The sequence below is a fragment of the Streptomyces sp. 3MP-14 genome, assembly GCF_006334905.2.
In the GTDB taxonomy this organism is placed as follows: Bacteria; Actinomycetota; Actinomycetes; order Streptomycetales; family Streptomycetaceae; genus Streptomyces; species Streptomyces triticirhizae.
The window spans coordinates 88,659-106,812 of sequence record NZ_VDLZ02000009.1 but is presented as its reverse complement, the minus strand read 5'-3'; the positions used below and the strand labels follow the sequence as shown (position 1 = coordinate 106,812).

General features: G+C 73.4%; 15 protein-coding genes. 11 read left to right on the top strand and 4 right to left on the bottom strand.

The window, feature by feature from the left end; translation table 11 throughout:
• The first annotated feature begins 156 nt into the window (after nt 1-156).
• Nucleotides 157-861 (top strand): transglycosylase SLT domain-containing protein, encoded by a 705-nt coding sequence (locus tag FH609_RS16465; RefSeq protein WP_139668231.1) that lies wholly within the window; start codon nt 157-159, stop codon nt 859-861.
• A 224-nt stretch (nt 862-1,085) separates the two neighbouring features.
• Nucleotides 1,086-2,609 carry an AI-2E family transporter gene (locus FH609_RS16460; RefSeq protein ID WP_139668230.1) on the top strand — a complete coding sequence of 508 codons (1,524 nt, stop codon included), beginning with the start codon at nt 1,086-1,088 and terminating at the stop codon, nt 2,607-2,609.
• Nucleotides 2,610-2,634: 25 nt separating this feature from the next.
• Here FH609_RS16460 and FH609_RS16455 read toward each other — a convergent pair whose 3' ends face one another.
• Nucleotides 2,635-4,842 carry an alpha/beta hydrolase gene (locus FH609_RS16455; protein WP_139668229.1) on the bottom strand — a complete coding sequence of 736 codons (2,208 nt, stop codon included), beginning with the start codon at nt 4,840-4,842 and terminating at the stop codon, nt 2,635-2,637.
• Between the two features lie 304 nt (nt 4,843-5,146).
• Between FH609_RS16455 and FH609_RS16450 the strand changes: the two genes are divergently transcribed.
• The 6 genes from FH609_RS16450 (at nt 5,147) to FH609_RS16425 (ending at nt 13,164) form a co-directional block, all read left to right on the top strand.
• Nucleotides 5,147-5,671: a PadR family transcriptional regulator gene (locus tag FH609_RS16450; protein ID WP_139668228.1), complete on the top strand. Its 525-nt coding sequence runs from the start codon at nt 5,147-5,149 to the stop codon at nt 5,669-5,671.
• Nucleotides 5,668-6,360, top strand: coding sequence for an ABC transporter ATP-binding protein (locus FH609_RS16445; protein ID WP_139668227.1), 693 nt, complete (start codon nt 5,668-5,670; stop codon nt 6,358-6,360). The genes FH609_RS16450 and FH609_RS16445 overlap by 4 nt, the downstream gene beginning before the upstream one ends.
• Nucleotides 6,357-8,696 (top strand): FtsX-like permease family protein, encoded by a 2,340-nt coding sequence (locus FH609_RS16440; RefSeq protein ID WP_139668226.1) that lies wholly within the window; start codon nt 6,357-6,359, stop codon nt 8,694-8,696. Before FH609_RS16445 ends, FH609_RS16440 begins: the two co-directional genes overlap by 4 nt.
• A 114-nt stretch (nt 8,697-8,810) precedes the next feature.
• Nucleotides 8,811-10,205 (top strand): class II fumarate hydratase, encoded by a 1,395-nt coding sequence (locus tag FH609_RS16435; RefSeq protein ID WP_139668225.1) that lies wholly within the window; start codon nt 8,811-8,813, stop codon nt 10,203-10,205.
• A 55-nt stretch (nt 10,206-10,260) separates the two neighbouring features.
• Complete coding sequence (locus tag FH609_RS16430; protein WP_139668224.1) at nt 10,261-10,992, top strand: DUF402 domain-containing protein; 732 nt, start codon at nt 10,261-10,263, stop codon at nt 10,990-10,992.
• Between the two features lie 99 nt (nt 10,993-11,091).
• Nucleotides 11,092-13,164 carry a SpoIIE family protein phosphatase gene (locus tag FH609_RS16425; RefSeq protein WP_226961722.1) on the top strand — a complete coding sequence of 691 codons (2,073 nt, stop codon included), beginning with the start codon at nt 11,092-11,094 and terminating at the stop codon, nt 13,162-13,164.
• Here FH609_RS16425 and FH609_RS16420 read toward each other — a convergent pair.
• The gene (locus FH609_RS16420; protein WP_139668223.1) at nt 13,103-13,648 is read right to left on the bottom strand and encodes a carboxymuconolactone decarboxylase family protein; all 546 of its coding nucleotides are present in this window, start codon (nt 13,646-13,648) and stop codon (nt 13,103-13,105) included. The genes FH609_RS16425 and FH609_RS16420 overlap by 62 nt on opposite strands.
• 4 nt (nt 13,649-13,652) lie before the next feature.
• On the bottom strand, nt 13,653-14,207 hold the full coding sequence (locus FH609_RS16415; protein ID WP_139668222.1) for a peroxiredoxin: 555 nt from the start codon (nt 14,205-14,207) through the stop codon (nt 13,653-13,655).
• Between the two features lie 276 nt (nt 14,208-14,483).
• Here FH609_RS16415 and FH609_RS16410 point away from each other — a divergent pair, with 276 nt between their 5' ends.
• Nucleotides 14,484-15,227 carry a DUF1707 domain-containing protein gene (locus FH609_RS16410; RefSeq protein ID WP_226961721.1) on the top strand — a complete coding sequence of 248 codons (744 nt, stop codon included), beginning with the start codon at nt 14,484-14,486 and terminating at the stop codon, nt 15,225-15,227.
• 212 nt (nt 15,228-15,439) lie between these two features.
• Nucleotides 15,440-15,805 (top strand): WhiB family transcriptional regulator, encoded by a 366-nt coding sequence (locus FH609_RS16405; protein ID WP_122183093.1) that lies wholly within the window; start codon nt 15,440-15,442, stop codon nt 15,803-15,805.
• Nucleotides 15,806-16,181: 376 nt separating this feature from the next.
• Here the strand turns inward: FH609_RS16405 and glpX are convergent, their stop codons facing one another.
• Complete coding sequence (glpX, locus tag FH609_RS16400) at nt 16,182-17,219, bottom strand: class II fructose-bisphosphatase (protein WP_139668221.1); 1,038 nt, start codon at nt 17,217-17,219, stop codon at nt 16,182-16,184.
• 156 nt (nt 17,220-17,375) lie between these two features.
• On the opposite strand from glpX, the gene FH609_RS16395 reads away from it, so the two are divergent.
• Nucleotides 17,376-18,125, top strand: a complete 750-nt coding sequence (locus FH609_RS16395) for a DUF4245 domain-containing protein (protein WP_226961720.1) — start codon at nt 17,376-17,378, stop codon at nt 18,123-18,125.
• Nucleotides 18,126-18,154 lie beyond the last annotated feature (29 nt).

The following is an 18,154-nucleotide window of genomic DNA, read 5'->3' as shown; positions in this document are numbered from 1 at the left end:
ATGCCGCCCGAAGCACCACGCGGGTCCCTCGCCACCGGCGAGCAGGACCCCGACCGGGCCAGTGCCTCCCGACCAACTAGCCCAAGGGAGGCCCGTGTCAGGGGCACGATTGCGCCCACGTGGTCCTTCGCGTGGGCGATGTCGGAAGGAAACCGTGTGACCGGGATTTCGGTCCGGGGATTCGCGGTGGCATCCGCCACCGCGGTGACCAGCGTCGGCGCCGCCGTCGGTGTCGCCTCGGGGGACCAGCAGGCCCCTGCCGAGGACATCGAGGTCGTTGCGGCGGACGCGACACTGCTCGCTGAGATACCCGCTGGCACGAACGCCCAGCTGCACACCGCGTCGCTGACCCAGCAGGCGGAGTCGCAGTCCACAGCCGCCGAGGCTGAGGTTCGTCGCGCCGCCCAGGAGGCCGCCCGGGTCGCCGCCGCCGAGAGCGCCCAGGAGCGCCGCGCGGCCGCCGAGCGCGCCGCCGAGGAGGAAGCGGAACGGGAGGCCGCCGCCCAGCGCGCGGCCGAGGAGGCGCAGGCCGCCAGCGCCGCCGCCGACATCCCCGTGCAGTCGTCGTACACCAAGGCCGAGATCCAGGCCATGGCGCGACAGATCGTGGGTGCTGACCAGTTCCAGTGCTTCTCCAACATCGTTGACCACGAGAGCGGTTGGGACCACACGGCCACCAACCCGTCCTCGGGCGCCTACGGCCTGATGCAGGCGCTGCCCGGCTCCAAGATGGCCTCGGCCGGCGCGGACTGGCAGACCAACCCGGCCACCCAGATCCGTTGGGGCGTCAACTACATGGAGAGCCGCTACGGCAGCCCCTGTGGCGCCTGGGAGTTCTGGCAGGCCAACAACTGGTACTGAGCGGCGCACCGGAGCGCTTCGCGCGGCCACCGCGCCTGTCTCCGGCACCGCACAGCACGCGCACACCGTGAACGAGGTCCCCACGCCAGCCGGCGTGGGGACCTCGTTCACGGTCGCGTCCGCGCATCGCCGCGACATCGCTTCCCCCCGCACGCCCCCGGGCGTCACCGCCGCACGGTAACGTCGTCCCGCGCACTGCGGTGAAAACAGGGGGCGGAGGAGACATGTCAGGTCTGGGTCGGCTGAGGGCCGGGATCTCGCGCACGGTGACGCGGATGTCCGGGCTCCGCGCAGCCGCCGAACGCGAACAGGAGCGCAGGGAGCGCGAGGCGGAGGAGCGGGCCACGGCTGCGGCCGGCTATCCGTCGGAACGGCGGCGCCCCGAGGAGCCGATCCCGGAGGAGCCGGCCGACGAGCGGCTGGAGGCCAAGGCCCGCCGGGCCGTGCTGGCCGGCACCCCGCCGCTCTATCCGCCGCCCGCCGAGGAGGGCGGCGGTGGCGGCGGTGGCCGCGCCGGCGGCGGGCCGCCCCCGGCGCCCGGCCGCCCGGAGCCGGCGGCGGCGATCCCGTGGGGGGTGCGGGTAGCGGCCGAGGCCGCCTGGCGGACGCTGGTGCTGGCCGCCGTCATCTGGATGCTGATTCAGGTGGTCAGCGCGGTCAGCCTGTTGGTGATCTCGTTCGCCGCCGGGCTGTTGATCACCGCGTTGCTCCAGCCCTTCGTCGGCTGGCTGAAGCGGATGGGCTTCAGCGGCGGCGCCGCCACGGCGGTCACCGCGTTCGGCGGCTTCGGCGTGATGGGGCTGATCGGCTGGTTCGTGGTCTGGCAGGTCCTGGAGAACTCGGACCGGCTCGTCGACCAGGTGCAGGAGGGCGTCGAGGAGCTGCGCGACTGGGTGTTGGAGCTGCCCTTCGACATCACCGAGGAGAACCTGGACCAGTGGGTCGAGGACATCAACGAGTGGATAAGAAGCCACAGTGACGAGCTGACCTCGGCCGGCCTCGAGGGCGTCAACTACGCGGTGCAGTTCTTCACGGGCGCCGGCCTGACCCTCTTCGTCGTGCTGTTCCTGCTCTACGACGGCGGCGGGGTCTGGCACTGGTTCCTGCGGCTGGTGCCCAGGGCCGCCCGGCAGAGCGTCGCCGGCGCCGGGCCCCGGGCCTGGATCACCCTGACCGGCTATGTCAGGGGCACGGTGATAGTGGCGATGATCGACGCGATCGGCATCGGCATCGGACTGTTCATCATCGATGTGCCCATGGCCGTTCCGCTGGCTGTGATCGTCTTCCTCTCCGCGTTCGTTCCCCTGGTCGGCGCCATCGCCTCCGGCGCGTTGGCCGTTCTGGTCGCGCTGGTCACCAACGGCGTGGTCGACGCGCTGCTGGTGCTGGGCGTCGTGCTGCTGGTCCAGCAGATCGAGGGGAACGTGCTCCAGCCGTTCATCCTGGGGCGGATGGTGCGGGTGCACCCGCTGGCCGTGGTGCTGGCCGTCGCCGCCGGGTCGATGCTCGCCGGCATCCCTGGCGCGGTGGTCGCGGTCCCGCTGGTCGCCGTGGTCAACACCGTCGTCGGCTATCTCCGCGCCTATCAGGAGGAGGCCGACCGGCGCGCCGGCTTCGACGGCAGCGGCGCCACCGTCGCGGAACTCGCCCCGGTGCAACCACCGTTGCCGGCCGAGCGGGGCGGCGCCGCCAGGGAGTCGGCTCCGGGCGAGCGGCGCGACGGCGACGACGAGCCCGGCGGGCGTTAGCCAACCGGCCGACCGGGCCGCGCGGTCAGCCCGCCCAGCCGTGCCTGGGCGGGTGCCGGATCTCCAGCAGCCAGCCCAGCCGCTCGCTGTCGGTGGCGGTCCAGCCATCGGGCGGGGCGATGGCGGCCCAGGCGTCGACCGGGTTGGAGCCGTAGCGGTGGCCGTGCGGCGCCGGTGAGCCGTAGGAGACGGCCATGTCCACGGTCGTCTGCCAGAAGGTGACGAACGGGAACCAGTCGATGGCCGTGGTGACGTCGGGCCCCAGCGGCTCGTTCAGCCACTCCGGCCGTTCGAAGAGCAGGTTGGGCGACCACCAGACCACCGGGTCCGACGCGTTCTGGAGGTAGACCACCCGGGGGTACTCCCAGGGCTCCCCGTGCGGTCGCGGCAGGTCGAGGTCGGGGAACTGGGCGAACCGCACGTGCCGCCCCTGGTCGTAGACCGGCCGCCAGATCGGGCTGCCGGCATCGCGGTGCTCGGTCAACTCGCTGTGGATCGGGCTGAAGTCGGGCGGCCCGATCAGCAGCGCGCCGTCGGTGCGCGCCAACAGGTCGTCCAGGCCGTCGAACGCGGACTCGATGGCCGAGACGGCGAGGCTCTCGCCGAACACCAGCAGCGTGGGCCGGTCCTCGGCCGGCTCCTGCTCCCACCGCGCGTACACGGCGTCCACCAGCGCCCGGGTGGCGATGCCCGCCTCGTTCCTGTCCACCATGAAGGAGGCCCAACTCGGCAGGTAGGAGTACTGCATGGTGACCACGGTGGTGTCGCCACCGTTCATGAACTCCAACGCCTCCACGGTGGTCGGGTTGACCCAGCCGGTGCCGGTGGTCCCGGTGATCGCCAGCACCTCGCGGTCGAACGCGCCCACCCGCTCCAGCTCACGAACCGCCAACTCGGCGCCGTCCGCGTAGTCGTCGTAGGCGGCCCGGCCGACATAGACCCGCGCCGGGTCGAGCGCCGGCTCCCCGGTGAACTCCGAGATCTCGTCGCTGGAGAGCGTCGTGCCGGCGAAGGTCCGGCCCTTGTTGCCCAGGTCGTCCCAGTGGATCAGCGAGTCGGGGCTGCCCGAGACCAGCGGCGAGTAGGGCCGCATCACGCCGGGGTCGGTGGACCGGTCCTTGGCGGCGGCGATCCGGTCGGCGACCTCCAGGATGCCCCGGTCCCAGACGACGTCCCTGGTGCCGATCACCACGATCACCGTGCTCATGGCCAGGCCGAGGGCGACGGCCACCGGCCAGGGAACGAAACGGTTCAGCAGGCGGGTGAGCAGCCCGGTGAAGAGCCGGATGGTGCGCGCGACGACCAGCAGCAGCGCCAGCACCGTCAGCGACATCAGGGCGATCATCATCGAGTGCCAGGTCAGGGTGGGCGGCATCCCCTGGAGCTGGCGCAACTCGCGCTGCATGTCCGCGCTCTGCCCCAGCATCAGCGCCACGGCCCACGGGAGCAGCAGCAGATACGTCAACCACGCGCGCGCCCTGAACCGTTCGCCCGGGACCCGCCGCCTGAGGGTCAGCCGGTAGATCCAGCTGATCAGGGCGCCCAGGCCGTAGCCGATGGCGGCCGTGATGCCGCCGATCACGCCCTGGTAGTACCAGGGGCGGGGCACCAGCGACGGGGTGAGCGAGAGCCAGAAGAAGAACGTGGCCACCAGGCTCGCGGTGAGGTCAGGCCAGCGCCGCACCAGCCAACTGGACCGGGGCCGCTCCCAGTACGGCCGGCGCGCGAGGCGCAGCAGCCAGCGGCCGGTGGCCTCGGCCGCGCCGCGCGCCCCGGGAGCCGACTCTTTTCGGCCATCTTCGGGCTGGTTGGTTTCGGGCTCCGCTTGGGGAACGGGGGCGGTGGCGGCGCCGGGGGCCGTCCGCTCCGCGCCGCTCGGGGCCTGGTCGGCGGGGCGTTCGTGCTTCTCGTTCGCGGCGGTGTCGGTGCGGGGGTTGCCGGTGTCCGTGCTGGTGTTGTCGCGGTCGCCGCGCGCTTTGGCGGGCGCGGCGGCGTCGTCGTCGGCGGAGGGCGTGGCGTCGGCCGGCGTCTCGTTGCCGGGCGCGGGTGTGGCCCTGGCGGGCGCGGGTGTGGTGGTCTCGGGCGGGGTGGTGGTGCGGGTGGGGGCCGGGCCCGTGCCACGCCTTCGCGCGGGGTCGGAGCGCCCGGAACCGGAGAGCGTGGGGCCCGAGGGGCCGGGGCCGACCGGTGACGGCCGCTCCGACTCGGCGCCGGGCGTGGCCTGTTCACTCATCGTGCGCCTCCGGGGTGGCCAGCGGAGCGGCTTCGCCCGTGACGCTGTGCGGCATCGACTTCTCTCCGGCCCATCCGAGGCGCCGACCCGTTGGCCCGCGCTGTACTCGCTGTGTGCTCACGCTAGGGGATCAGACGCCGGTCGCGCGCGCGGCGTTGCCTGGTCGCCACCTTTCCGTGCCGCGAGGGTGACTCGCCGGGGGGTGGGCGAGGTGAGCTGGGCGTCCACTCGTCAATCTCTTGGTTGCTGACTCACTCCCGAGGGCTATACATCCGGGGTATACATCGCGTGTATAGTCGCCGGCATGTCGATAAGTCACACGCTGCTGGGCCTTCTTGAGGCCGGTCCACGCCACGGCTATGACCTCAAGCGCACGTTCGACGTGCACTTCGGCCACGACCGCCCGCTCCACTACGGGCAGGTCTACGCCACGATGTCCCGCCTGTTGAAGAACGGCCTGGTCGAGGTCGACGGCGTCGAGCCGGGCGGCGGTCCGGAGCGCAAGCGCTACGCGATCACCCACGCCGGGGTTACCGACGTCGAGCGGTGGCTGTCCCGGCCGGAGAAGCCGGAGCCCTATCTCCAGAGCGTCCTCTACACCAAGGTGGTGCTGGCCCTCCTCACGGACCGCAGCGCGGACGACCTGCTCGACACCCAGCGCGCCGAGCATCTGCGCCTGATGCGGGAGCTGACCCGTCGCAAGATCGACGGCGATCTGGCCGACCAACTGGTCTGTGACCACGCGCTGTTCCATCTGGAGGCCGATCTGCGCTGGCTCGAGCTGACGGCGGCCAGGCTCGACCGTCTCGCGTCGGAGGTGCGCGCATGACCGCCGTCTCCGGGGCCGCCCTGTTGACCGCCGGCGACCTGCGCAAGAGCTACGGGCCGACCCGGGCCCTCGCCGGCGCGGACTTCAGCATCGCCGCCGGGGAGGTGGTGGCGGTCATGGGGCCGTCCGGCTCGGGCAAGTCCACGCTGCTGCACTGCCTGGCGGGCATCGTCCCGCCGGACGGAGGCCGGGTCACCTATCGCGGGCGGGACCTGTTCGCCCTCTCGGACGCCGAGCGCAGCGCGCTGCGGCGGGAGGAGTTCGGGTTCGTCTTCCAGTTCGGCCAGCTGGTCCCGGAGTTGACCTGCCTGGAGAACGTGGCGCTTCCCCTGCGGCTCGCGGGCTTGCCGCGCAGGAGGGCCGAGGCCAGGGCGGAGGAGCTGCTGGCCCGGCTGGAGGTCGAGGACCTCGCCGACCAGCGGCCGGGCCAGGTCTCGGGCGGCCAGGGCCAGCGGGTCGCCGTCGCCAGGGCCCTGGTCAACGACCCCAGGGTGGTCTTCGCCGACGAGCCGACGGGCGCGCTGGACTCGCTCAACGGCGAGCGCGTGATGGGCCTGTTGGTCGCCGCCGCCCGGGAGTCGGGCACGGCGGTGGTCCTGGTCACCCACGAGACGCGGGTCGCCGCCTACTCCGACCGCGAGGTCGTGGTCAGGGACGGCCGGGCGCGGGACCTGGCGGGCGCCGTATGAGCGGCACCGCGCGGGCCTGGGCGCGCGACCTGCGGCTCGGGTTCCGACTGGCGGTCTCCGGGGGCGCGGCCGCCTGGATGCGCACCGCGCTGTCCACGCTCGGGGTCGGCCTCGGCGTCGTCGTCCTGCTGCTGGCCGCCTCCGTGACGTCGGTGACCGAGGCCCGGAGCGACCGGGCCGACGCACGCTACGCGGCGCCCGCCGAGGTCGAGCCGGCGGACGACACCTTCCTGCTGTCCGAGATCCAGACCGAGTACCGGGGCGACTGGATCTCCGGCCGCCTGATCCAGCCCGACGCCGGCCGGGAGACGGTGGCCGAGCCGCCGCCCGGGCTCGACGCCTTCCCCGCGCCCGGCGAGATGGTCGTCTCCCCGGCGCTCGCCCGGCTGTTGGACTCGTCGGACGGCGCGCTCCTCGCCGACCGTCTGGACTACCGCCGCGCCGGGACCATCGGCGACGAGGGGCTGGTCGGCTCCCAGGACCTCGACTTCTATGTCGGCGCTGACGATCTCACGCTCGGGGACGACGTCTTCCGGGCCGAGGGCTTCGGCGGGATGCCCGCCTCGCAGGAGCGGCTGCCCCCGGCCCTGGTCCTGCTGGTGCTGGTGATCTGCGTGGTGCTGCTGATGCCGGTGCCCGTCTTCGTCACCACGGCGGTGCGCTTCGGCGGCGAGCGCCGCGACCGGAGGCTCGCGGCGCTGCGCCTCATCGGCGCCGACCGCGCGGCCACCCGCCGGATCGCGGTCGGCGAGTCCCTGGTGGGCGCCGGGCTGGGGATCGTCCTCGGCGGGCTGCTGTTCCTGCTGGTGCGTCAGCTCCTCGCCGGGATCTCCGTGCGGGGCACCAGCGCCTTCGCCGCGGACATCGTGCCCAGCCCGCCGCTGACCGTGCTGGCGCTGCTGGCCGTGCCCCTGCTGACCGTCGCGGTGACGCTGCTCGCCCTGCGCTCCGTCGCCGTCGAGCCGCTGGGCGTCGTGCGGAAGTCCCAGGACCGGCCGCGCCGGCTGGGGTGGCGGCTGGTGCCCGCGCTGCTGGGCGTGGCGCTGCTGGTGCCGCTGCTCGGCGACTTCTCGGGGGAGGGCGGGCTGACCTCCGCCCAGGCGGTCACGGCTGTGGTGCTGCTCCTGAGCGGCTCGACGGCGCTGCTGCCCTGGCTGGTCGAGCGCGCCACCGCCCGGCTCCGAGGGGGTCCGGTCGCCTGGCAGTTGGCGATCCGCAGGCTCCAGCTGAGCAACGGTCCGGCGGTCCGGGCCATCAGCGGGATCATGGTGGCCGTGGCGGGAGCCACCGCCCTCTCCATGCTCTTCGCCGGGGCGAGCGAGCAGCAGACCAGCAGGACCGGAGCGGATCTCGACCGCGCCCAGGCCGAGGCCTTCGTCCCGACCACGGACGCCGAGGACAGCGCCGCCCTCGTGGACGAGCTGCGCGGCACCCCGGGGGTCGAGCGGGTCCTCTCCTACGCGGACGTCCCGGCCGTCCCGCTCTCCGGGGACGCCGCCTCGGACGCCGCTTCCATCCCGCTGATCGTGAGCGACTGCCGGACGCTGGTCGAGCTGGCCGAGATCACCGACTGCGCCGAGGGCGGGGTCTACGCGGTGCCCGCTCCCGAGGAGTGGGGCGTGACGCTGCCCGAGCCGGGGACGGTGCTCGACCTGGGCCCGGCCCCGCAGGGCGAGGAGGCGGCGCGGCCCGTTCCCTGGACGGTGCCCGCGTCCCTCACGGAGGCCGACCCCCGTCCCAACCCGGCCGGGTGGCCCGTCCACGGCCTGCTGACCACGCCGGCCGCCCTGGGCGGCGAGCCGCCCCCGCACGGGGACACCCGGATGATCCTCTCCGCCGACCTCACCGACCCGGACACCCTGGAGCTGGTGCGGAACGCGGTCTGGGACCTCGCCCCAGGCGGCGGGGCCGTCAGGGAGCTGACGTCCACCCAGGTCTCCGACCAGTTCGCCAACATCCAGACCGGGCTGACGATCGGGGCCATGGGGGTGCTGGCGCTGATCGCCGGCAGCATGTTGGTGACCACCCTGGAACAGCTGCGCGAGCGCCGCCAGTTGCTCTCCACCCTGGTCGCCCTCGGCACCCGGCGCACCACGCTCGGGGCCTCGGTGCTGTGGCAGACGGCCGTGCCCGTCGTGCTCGGCCTCGGCCTGGCCTCGGCGGTGGGCGTGCTGCTCGGGGCGATGCTGATATCGGCGGTGAGCCTCCCGCTCGGCGGCTGGCTGGCGTTCCTGCCGATGGCCGGTGCGGGCGCCGGGGTGATAGCCCTGGTCACCCTGGCCAGCCTCCCGTTCCTGTGGCGCCTGATGCGGCCCGACGGACTGCGCACCGAGTGAGCGCGCTGCTCCGGGCCGGGCGCCGGACCGGGGGCCGGGGCCCGGCGTTCCGCCCTCCGGGCCCGGCTCGACCGGCCGGTCACCGCGCCGGGACCGCCGGGTAGATTCGTCCCCATGACTGGTACGAACGAATACCGCGTCGAGCACGACTCGATGGGCGAGGTGCGGGTTCCGGCCGACGCCAGGTGGCGGGCCCAGACCCAGCGCGCTGTGGAGAACTTCCCGATCTCCGGCCAGCGCCTGGAGCGCGCCCACATCGCCGCGTTGGCCCGCGTCAAGGCGGCGGCCGCCAAGGTCAACGCCGAGCTGGGCGTGGTGGAGAAGGACATGGCCGAGGCCATCGCCGCCGCGGCCGACGAGGTCGCCGACGGCCGCTGGGACGAGCACTTCCCGATCGACGTCTTCCAGACCGGTTCGGGTACCTCGTCCAACATGAACACCAACGAGGTGCTCGCCACCCTGGCCAGCGAGCGCCTCGGCCGGCCGGTCCACCCCAACGACCACGTCAACGCCAGCCAGTCCTCCAACGACGTCTTCCCCTCCTCCATCCACATCGCCGCCACCGGCGCCGTGATCGAGGTGCTGATCCCCGCGCTCACCCACCTCGCCGAGTCCCTGGAGCGCAAGGGGCGGGAGTTCGCGACGGTGGTGAAGTCCGGCCGCACCCACCTGATGGACGCCACCCCCGTCACCCTGGGCCAGGAGTTCGACGGCTACGCGGCCCAGATCCGCTACGGCGTGGAGCGCCTCAACGCCTCCCTGCCCCGCCTGGCCGAGCTGCCCCTCGGCGGCACCGCCGTCGGCACCGGCATCAACACCCCGCCCGGCTTCTCCGCCGCCGTGATCGCCGAGGTGGCCCGCGCCACCGGCCTGCCGTTGACCGAGGCCAGGGACCACTTCGAGGCCCAGGGCGCCCGGGACGGCCTGGTGGAGACCTCGGGTCAGCTGCGCACCGTCGCGGTCTCGCTGACCAAGATCTGCAACGACCTGCGCTGGATGTCCTCAGGACCGCGCACCGGCCTCGCCGAGATCGCCCTCCCCGACCTCCAGCCCGGCTCCTCGATCATGCCGGGCAAGGTCAACCCGGTGATCCCCGAGGCCGTGCTGATGGTCGCCGCCCAGGTGATCGGCAACGACGTCACGGTCACCACGGCCGGGGCCGCCGGCAACTTCGAGCTGAACGTGATGCTCCCGGTGATCGCCAAGAACCTGCTGGAGTCGATCCGGCTGCTGGCCAACGCCTCCCGGCTGCTGGCCGACCGCACCGTCGACGGCATCACCGCCAACGTCGAACGCGCCCTGGAGTACGCCGAGTCCTCGCCCTCCGTGGTCACCCCCCTCAACCGGTACATCGGGTACGAGGAGGCCGCCAAGATCGCCAAGCGCGCGCTCGCCGAGCGGAAGACCATCCGGGAGACCGTCATCGACGGCGGATATGTCGAGCGTGGTGAACTGACGTTGGAGCAGCTTGACGAGGCGCTGGACGTGCTGCGCATGACCCGCCCCTGAGGCGATGTCAGCCGGATGCCCCCGCCCTGCGGCGCGACCCGAATACCATGTGTGAATGGAGACGGGAAACGAGGGAACGGGCGGGGAGCATCCCTGGCGTCCGGGCGACCACATTCTGTGGCGATACAGGGCCAATGGGGCCCGACATTTCCATATCTGTAGGCCCGTTACGGTCGTCAGGGACACTCCCGATCTGCTGGCCGTTTGGCTGGCCCCCGGCACCGAGTGCGTCCGCCCCGTCCTGGCGGACGGCACCCCTCCGCATCTCGAACCCCTGGCCACCCGCTACACCAAGCCGCGCGCCACGGCCCGTTGCCGCTGGCTCGGCAACGGGCTGCTGAAGCTCGCCCGCCCCGGAGAGCCATGGTCGATCTGGCTTTTCTGGGATCGGGACTGGCGCTTCAGGAACTGGTACGTCAATCTTGAAGAGCCCCGAACCCGATGGTCCGGCGGGGTGGATTCCGAGGATCACTTTCTCGATATCGTGGTCTACGCTGACCGCAGCTGGGAGTGGCGGGACGAGGACGAATTCGCCCAGGCAGAAATGGCGGGGCTGTTGGACGCCGGCCAGGTGGCGCGGGTCCGCGCCGCAGGTCAGGAGGCGCTACGCCGCATCAGCTCCTGGAGTCTGCCCTTCTCCGAGAACTGGCCGTCATGGCGGCCCGATCCCCGCTGGCGTCGCCCACGACTGCCCACGGACTGGGGCCGCCCCATGCCCTCCGCCACCGCCCCCAGCCAGCCCGACCGGCTGCCTGATCGACTGCCCGATCACCCGAGAGCCTCTTGATAGGTCCCGGGTCGTCAAACGTAGGATCAACCCTCATCGGCCACACAACCCAACGCCCCCACCCCGCACGCTAGTTCCCGCCTGGATGGACAGCCCCTCGTGACGGACCCGACCCCTCCGCAGCCCCTGGCTCGCACGGCGGACGCACCGCGCGCCGAGAGCCCAGCGCTGCCGCACGCCCGATCCGAGCCGGACACCACGGAAGCTCCCCTCGTCCGTCCCGCGACCGACGAGATCCCCACCGGTGGGATGCGGGAGCTGGAGCGGCTGCGGTTCGTGGGCTCGGCCACCCGGCGCATCGCGCGCGGGATGGATCTGGACGAGATCGTGCTGGGCCTGTGCCGGGCCTCGGTGCCCACGTTCTCCGACGCCATCCTGGTCTATCTGCGACACCCGTTGCCCGTCGGCGACGAGCAGCCGGTCAACCCGTGGGTGCTCAAGCTGCGGCGCACCGACCGCATTCCGGAGGCCCTGACCCTGGAGTCCCTCGGCGACCCGCTCCCCGACGAGCCCGGCGGCGAGCTGCCCCTGCTGTCCGGGGCGACGCCGCTGGTCGAGGTGCGGGGGAACGGCCCGTTGGCCGAGGTGCTGCGCGGGGTGCGGCCGGTCTTCATCGAGAGCCAGGTGCCGAAGGCCGCGATGCGGGAGCTGACCGGCGCCGCCGTGTTGCCCGAGGGGCGCCGCGCGATCCTCACCCCGCTGCGCGGCCGGCGCCGGGTGATCGGCGCGGCGATCTTCCTGCGCCGCCCCGACCGCGAGGTCTTCGCGGCGGAGGACCTCCAGGTGGCGCAGCAGCTGGCGACCCACTCCGCGCTGGGCGTCGACAAGGCCGTGCTCTACGGCCGGGAGGCGTCGATCGCGGACGAGTTGCAGCGCACCATGCTGCCCGACGACCTGCCGCAGCCGACCGGCGTGCGGCTGGCCAGCCGTTATCTGCCGGCGGCCCAGTCCGCGCGGGTGGGTGGCGACTGGTACGACGCGATCCCGCTGCCCGGCAGCCGGGTGGCGCTGGTGGTCGGCGACGTGATGGGGCACTCGACGACCTCGGCGGCGATCATGGGTCAGCTGCGGACCACCGTGCAGACCCTGGCCGGCCTGGACCTCTCGCCGCTGGACGTGCTCCACCACCTCGACGAACAGGCGCAGCGGCTGGGTCAGGACCGGATGGCGACCTGCCTCTACGCGGTCTACGACCCGGTGGCGCACCGGATCACGGCGGCCAACGCGGGCCATCCGCCGCCCGTCCTGCTCCATGTCGACGGCTCGACGGAGCTGGTGAACCTGCCGCCCAACGCCCCGATCGGGGTGGGCGGGGTCGACTTCGAGATGGTGGAGGTGGACGCCCCGGCCGGCGCGACGCTGCTGCTGTACACGGACGGCCTGGTGGAGTCCCGCACCCGGGACGTGTGGACCGGCGTGGAGCATCTGCGGGAGAAGCTGGCCAGCATCTCCCAGCTGACCCGGCCGGACGCCGCCGCCCCGCTGGAGCCGCTGTGCGACGAGGTGTTGGACATCGTCGGCCCCGGCGACCGGGACGACGACATCGCCCTGCTGGCGGCGCGGTTCGAGGGCATCGCGCCGGACGACGTGGCGTTCCGTTGGCTGGACCCACGGGCCGAGTCGGTGCGCGAGGCGCGGCGGATGGTGCGGGAGAACCTGGCCCGCTGGGAGCTGGACGAGCTGGTCGACTCGGTGGAGCTGCTGGTCAGCGAGGTGGTGACCAACGCGGTCCGCTATGCCGAACGGCCGGTGACGCTGCGGCTGCTGCGCACCGACGTGCTGCGCTGCGAGGTCGGGGACGACGTTCCCCAACTGCCCAGGCTGCGCCAGGCCGGGCCGGCCGACGAGGGCGGGCGCGGCCTCTATCTGGTGCAGCGCCTGGCGCAGGACTGGGGCGCGACCCGGCTGAGCACGGGCAAGCTCGTCTGGTTCGAGGTGGCGCCGCCCGAGACGGCCGGCTGCCGGCCGCTGCCCGACGGCCCCCGACGGATGGCCGACGGCGGGTTGCCGGCCGGCTGCCGGCCGAAGTCGCCCCGGCGCCCGGCCCGTTGCCGGAACGAGGCGGCCCGCCGGCCTCGGTGGCCGAGGGGCCGCCCCGCGCCGTCCGTTCTCAGACGGCCGGCTGCCCGTGCAGCGCCGCCTCCGCGTCCAGGACGCCGGCCACGCCGTTGAGCACGGACGCCACCCGGACCGCCTCCTGGACGACCTCCCGCCGGGTCCCCGCCTTCCGCAGGGTCTGCTCGTGGGCGGTGACGCACCGGCCGCAGCCGCCGAGGGCCGAGACCGCCAGCGACCACAGCTCGAAGTCCGTCCGTTCCACGCCGGGGTCGCGCAGCGCGTTCATCCGCAGTCCGGCCGGGAGCGCGTCGTACTCCGGGTCGCCGAGCAGATGGCGGGTGCGGTAGAAGACGTTGGTCATCGCCATCAGCGCCGCCGCCGTCCGCGCCGCCCGGTAGGCGTCCTCGGACAGGTGCTTGCGCGCCTCGGGCTCGACCTCCCGCAGCAGCGGGGCCGAGCGGGTGGCCTCGGCGCACGCCAACAGCGTTCCCCAGAGCTGCTGTTCGGTCAGCTCGCCGTGGCTGGTGAGGGAGCCGAGGCCCAGGCTCAGATCCTTGGCGTGCGGCGGGATGGCCGCCCTGAGCGCGTCGAGGGCCACCGGCTCACACCCCGGCCAGCAGCTGCTCGGCGTCCAGCGTGGGCTGGCCCTTGCTCCAGTTGCACGGGCACAGCTCGTCGGTCTGGAGCGCGTCGAGGACCCGCAGCACCTCCTGCGGGTTCCGGCCCACCGAGCCGGCGGTGACCATCACGAACTGGATCTCGTTGTCCGGGTCCACCAGGAACACGGCCCGCTGCGCGAAGCCGTCCTCGCCGCGCACCCCGCACGCCCGCATCAGCTCGTGCTTGGGGTCGGAGAGCATCGGGAACGGCAGCTCGCGCAGGTCCTCGTGGCTGCGGCGCCAGGCGTGGTGCACGAACTCGGAGTCCCCGGAGACCCCGAGCACCTGGGCGTCCCGCTCGGCGAACTCGCCGTTCAGCCGGCCGAAGGCGGCGATCTCGGTGGGGCAGACGAAGGTGAAGTCCTTCGGCCAGAAGAACACCACGGACCAGCTGCCCTCGCGGTCCTTGTTGGTGAAGGTCGAAAACCGCAGCTCCTCGGACGGGCCGACGACGCCGGTCAGTTCGTAGGTGGGGAACTTGTCACCGATGGTTAGCAAGGTGGCTGCTCCTGATCGTTGAGGGAGTCGAGGGAGTCGAGGGAGTTGAGGGGGAGAGGGGATGGGGGAGCGAGCCAACGGTGACATACCCGGTGCTTCTCCTCCCGCCAGGCCATCGCGGAAATAACCACTTCGAGTGGTTTTCCCGGGAGTTGGGGGCGTTCGGGCGGCGCGCGGCTGACGCCGGGGCGCCCCGTGGGCGGCGAACGGGCGCCGGCTGGCGCGATCCCGGCCGGACCCTGGTCGCGATGTATCGCGACTCGGTAGGCTGGTGGGGTGAACACCGAGAAGCCGCCCTCCGTGTCCCTGGAGAAGCCCGACCACCCCGCGACGCCGGCCCCGGCCGTCGGGGGCGGCTCGCCCGAGCCGCTCGTCCCCGCCCGGGACCCGGGGGCCGTCCGCGCCTCGGACGCCGACCGGGACCGGATAGCCGACATCCTGCGGGAGGCCCTGGCCGAGGGGCGGCTGGAGCCGGACGAGCACGCCGAGCGCCTGGACGCCCTCTACCGTTCCAAGACCGTCGGCGAGTTGGAGCCGTTGATCGGCGACCTGCCGGCGGGGCAGGGCACCCCGGCCCCCGGCTCCACGGTGGCGCCGGCGCCCGCCCCCGGAGTCTCCGTCGGCGGCCACCGCCACGGCGGGCTGCGGGTGGCCGGTGCGAAGAACGTGGTGGCCGTCTTCAGCGGGGCCACCCGGACGGGCACCTGGCGGGTCGGGGCCAAGGTCAACGCGGTGGCGGTCTTCGGCGGTGTCGAGCTGGACTTCACCGAGGCGCTCTTCGAGCAGCAGCATGTGACGATCAACGCCACGGCCATCTGCGGCGGCGTGGAGATCCGGGTGCCGGAGAACGTGACGCTGCGCAGCGGCGGCTCCGGGATCATGGGCGGCTTCGAGGTGCGCGAGATGGAGGCGTCCGACCCCCGCGCCCCGGTGATCACGGTGCAGGGCGTGGCGATCATGGGCGGCGTGGAGGCGAAGGCGGTGGAGGGCAAGCGGCTGCGTGACCTCAGCGCCGAGTGAGGCGCGGCGAACGGCTGGCCGGGTGGGGCCCGATGGCGGCCCAACTCGCCAGGCTGCGCGGTCGCGTTGTGCATAAGCGTGCGCACAGCGGGTAGGGCTCGGGGGACCGTCACTCGTATGGCCGAGCATGGTGGGAATGAACCGTGGGGCTCCCACGACGGGTGAGGGTCCAGCCAGGAGCGACCCCCCGTAGCCGTCGTCAGGAGTTGACCGTGCTGCAACCGTCACCGCCACACGAGTCCCCGTGGTCCCCAGCCGGCCCGGCCCAGCCCAGTCACAGAGACCTGGCGGGCCCGTGGCATTCGGAGGCCGCCTGCCGACGCGATGAGGCGGGGCTCTTCTTCGCCCCGTCGCAGGAGCCGACCGCCGCTCGGCTCTCGCGCGAACAGGCCGCCAAGTCGGTGTGCGCCCGCTGTCCCGTGCTCATCGAGTGCCGGGAGCACGCCCTGCTCCAGCCCGAGCCCTACGGCGTCTGGGGCGGCCTGACCGCCGCCGAGCGCCGTGTGGTGCTGAGCCGTCGCCGCCGCCGGGAGGCCACCTCGGGCGGACGGCAGGCGGACATCACCCGCATCGCCTGAACCCCACCCACCCCCACGGCGTCGAGCGGCCCCCACCCCGAGCGGCGCGGCGAAACCCCCACACCCATCTCGGTCGACTCCCGGTCAACGGGGCGGCGGCACCACACCGGCCTTGCCGCCGCCCCCACCGAGAGCAGCGCGCGGAGCGGGCCACGCACCTCCGGGGACGAGCCGGCGCGAGAACGCGCACCCCGCGCGCACCCCGCGCGCACCCCGCGCTCCCCGGTGTAACTCTCCGCCCCCCGGCGCACATCGCCGGCGCGTCCGTGAGCGCCCGAGCCCGAGCGCGCTGCCACACCACCCCGCCCCGCGACCCGTCGCCATGCCACCCCGCCTCCCGACACCCCGGGCTCGCGCCGCGTTCCGCACGCGAAGGTCAGCCGCCGGCCGGGCTGTCGAAGTCGACCGCGCTGTAGGCGCGCAGCTTGGACAGCCGGTGGGTGGAGTCGATCTGCCGGATGGTCCCCGAGCGGGAGCGCACCACCAGCGACTGGGTGGTGGCGGTCTCGGCGCGGTAGCGCACCCCGCGCAGGAGTTCCCCGTCCGTGACGCCGGTGGCGACGAAGAACGCGTTCTCGCCGTGCACCAGGTCGTCGGTGTGCAGCACCCGGTCCAGGTCGTGCCCCGCGTCCAGCGCCGCCCGCCGTTCGTCCTCGTCCCTGGGCCAGAGCTTGCCCTGGATGGTGCCGCCCAGGCACTTGATGGCGCAGGCCGCGATGATGCCCTCCGGGGTGCCGCCGACGCCCAGCAGCAGGTCGACCCCGGTGCCCTCGCGGACGCTCATGATGGCGCCGGCCACGTCCCCGTCCTGGATGAACTTGATCCGCGCCCCGCTCTCCCGCACCCGGCGCACCAGGTCGCCGTGGCGCGGCCGGTCCAGGATCACCACGGTCACGTCGGCCGGCGAGCCGCCCTTGGCCTTGGCGACCCGGCGCACGTTCACCTCGGGGGGCGCGTCGATGTCCACGAACTCCGCCGCCTCGGGCCCGGTGGCCAGCTTGTTCATGTAGAACACCGCGCTGGGGTCGAACATCGCGCCGCGCTCGGCCACCGCCAGCACGGAGACCGCGTTGCCCATGCCCTTGGCCGTGAGGGTGGTGCCGTCCACCGGGTCGACCGCGACATCGCACTCGGGGCCGGTGCCGTCGCCGACCCGTTCCCCGTTGTAGAGCATCGGCGCGTGGTCCTTCTCACCCTCGCCGATGACCACCACACCGTTCATCGAGACGGTGGAGATCAGGGTGCGCATGGCCCGCACGGCGGCGCCGTCCGCGCCGTTCTTGTCGCCCCGGCCGACCCAGCGGCCCGAGGCCATGGCGCCGGCCTCGGTGACCCGGACCAGCTCCAGGGCCAGGTTGCGGTCGGGGGCCTGCGGGGCGACGTCGAGCGGGGGCGGGAGGTGGTGATCGGTCATCGGAACGCGCCTTTCCGGGCGCGCGGGACGCGCCCGTGCCGGAGTGAGGGTGCTCCGACTCTAGCCCGAACGGGATCAGATGAGCAGAGGGCCCATCTGATGAGCGACCGAGGGGGCGGCTGTGATCGCCCGGCCCCGGTGGGGGACGATGGCGGGGTGGCGAAGGACGTGGCGAGAACACCGGCGGCGGAGGGCGCGAGCGACATGGCGAACGACGGCGTGACGGAGACGGCGAGGACCCCGGCGGAGCCCGAGGCCGGGACGCCCGAGGCCGCGTCCGAGGCCGCGCAGCCCGAGGCGGCGACGGCCGAGGCCGGGACACCCGAGGCCGGTGAACGGGACGACGACGCCAGGGCGCGGCGGCTGAAGCGGCTGCGCCTCCAGAGCCTGCGGAACATGGTGCTCTCCACGGCCCTGATCTGCCTGGCCACCTTCGCCGTCTTCTTCCTGACGCCCAACGGCGAGACCGACGATCCGGTCCGCACCGTCGAGTACGACGTTGCCTCGGCCACGGCGGCGCGGGCCGCGCCCTACCCGCTGGTGGTGCCCGTCGGCCTGCCCGAGGACTGGCGCGCCACCTCCGTGCGGTACGAGCCGCAGGGGCAGCACGGCGCGACCTGGCGGCTGGGCTTCCTCGACCCGCGCGAGGACTACGTCGCGCTGGCCCAGGCGGACGGGGAGCCGGAGGCGTTCGTGCCCTCCGTCACCCAGGAGGCCGAGGACACCGGCGCGACCGAGCGGATCGCGGGCCGGGACTGGGCGCGCTGGGAGGGCCCGAAGTACGACGCCCTGGTGCTGACCGAGCCCGGGGTGACCACGGTGGTGATGGGGACCGCGCCGCTGGAACAACTGGTCAGGCTGGCCGAGTCCCTGGAGGTCAGGGAGACGGCGCAGCCCCACCAGTGAGCGCCGGGCGGGCAGGCGGGCGAACGCGG

Bases quoted from the DNA above. Each gene is read 5' to 3' on its own strand.
- FH609_RS16460 (WP_139668230.1), top strand. From the start codon at position 1,086: ATGTCAGGTCTGGGTCGGCTGAGGGCCGGGATCTCGCGCACGGTGACG.
- FH609_RS16455 (WP_139668229.1), bottom strand. From the start codon at position 4,842: ATGAGTGAACAGGCCACGCCCGGCGCCGAGTCGGAGCGGCCGTCACCG.
- FH609_RS16450 (WP_139668228.1), top strand. From the start codon at position 5,147: ATGTCGATAAGTCACACGCTGCTGGGCCTTCTTGAGGCCGGTCCACGC.
- FH609_RS16445 (WP_139668227.1), top strand. From the start codon at position 5,668: ATGACCGCCGTCTCCGGGGCCGCCCTGTTGACCGCCGGCGACCTGCGC.
- FH609_RS16440 (WP_139668226.1), top strand. From the start codon at position 6,357: ATGAGCGGCACCGCGCGGGCCTGGGCGCGCGACCTGCGGCTCGGGTTC.
- FH609_RS16435 (WP_139668225.1), top strand. From the start codon at position 8,811: ATGACTGGTACGAACGAATACCGCGTCGAGCACGACTCGATGGGCGAG.
- FH609_RS16430 (WP_139668224.1), top strand. From the start codon at position 10,261: ATGGAGACGGGAAACGAGGGAACGGGCGGGGAGCATCCCTGGCGTCCG.
- glpX (WP_139668221.1), bottom strand. From the start codon at position 17,219: ATGACCGATCACCACCTCCCGCCCCCGCTCGACGTCGCCCCGCAGGCC.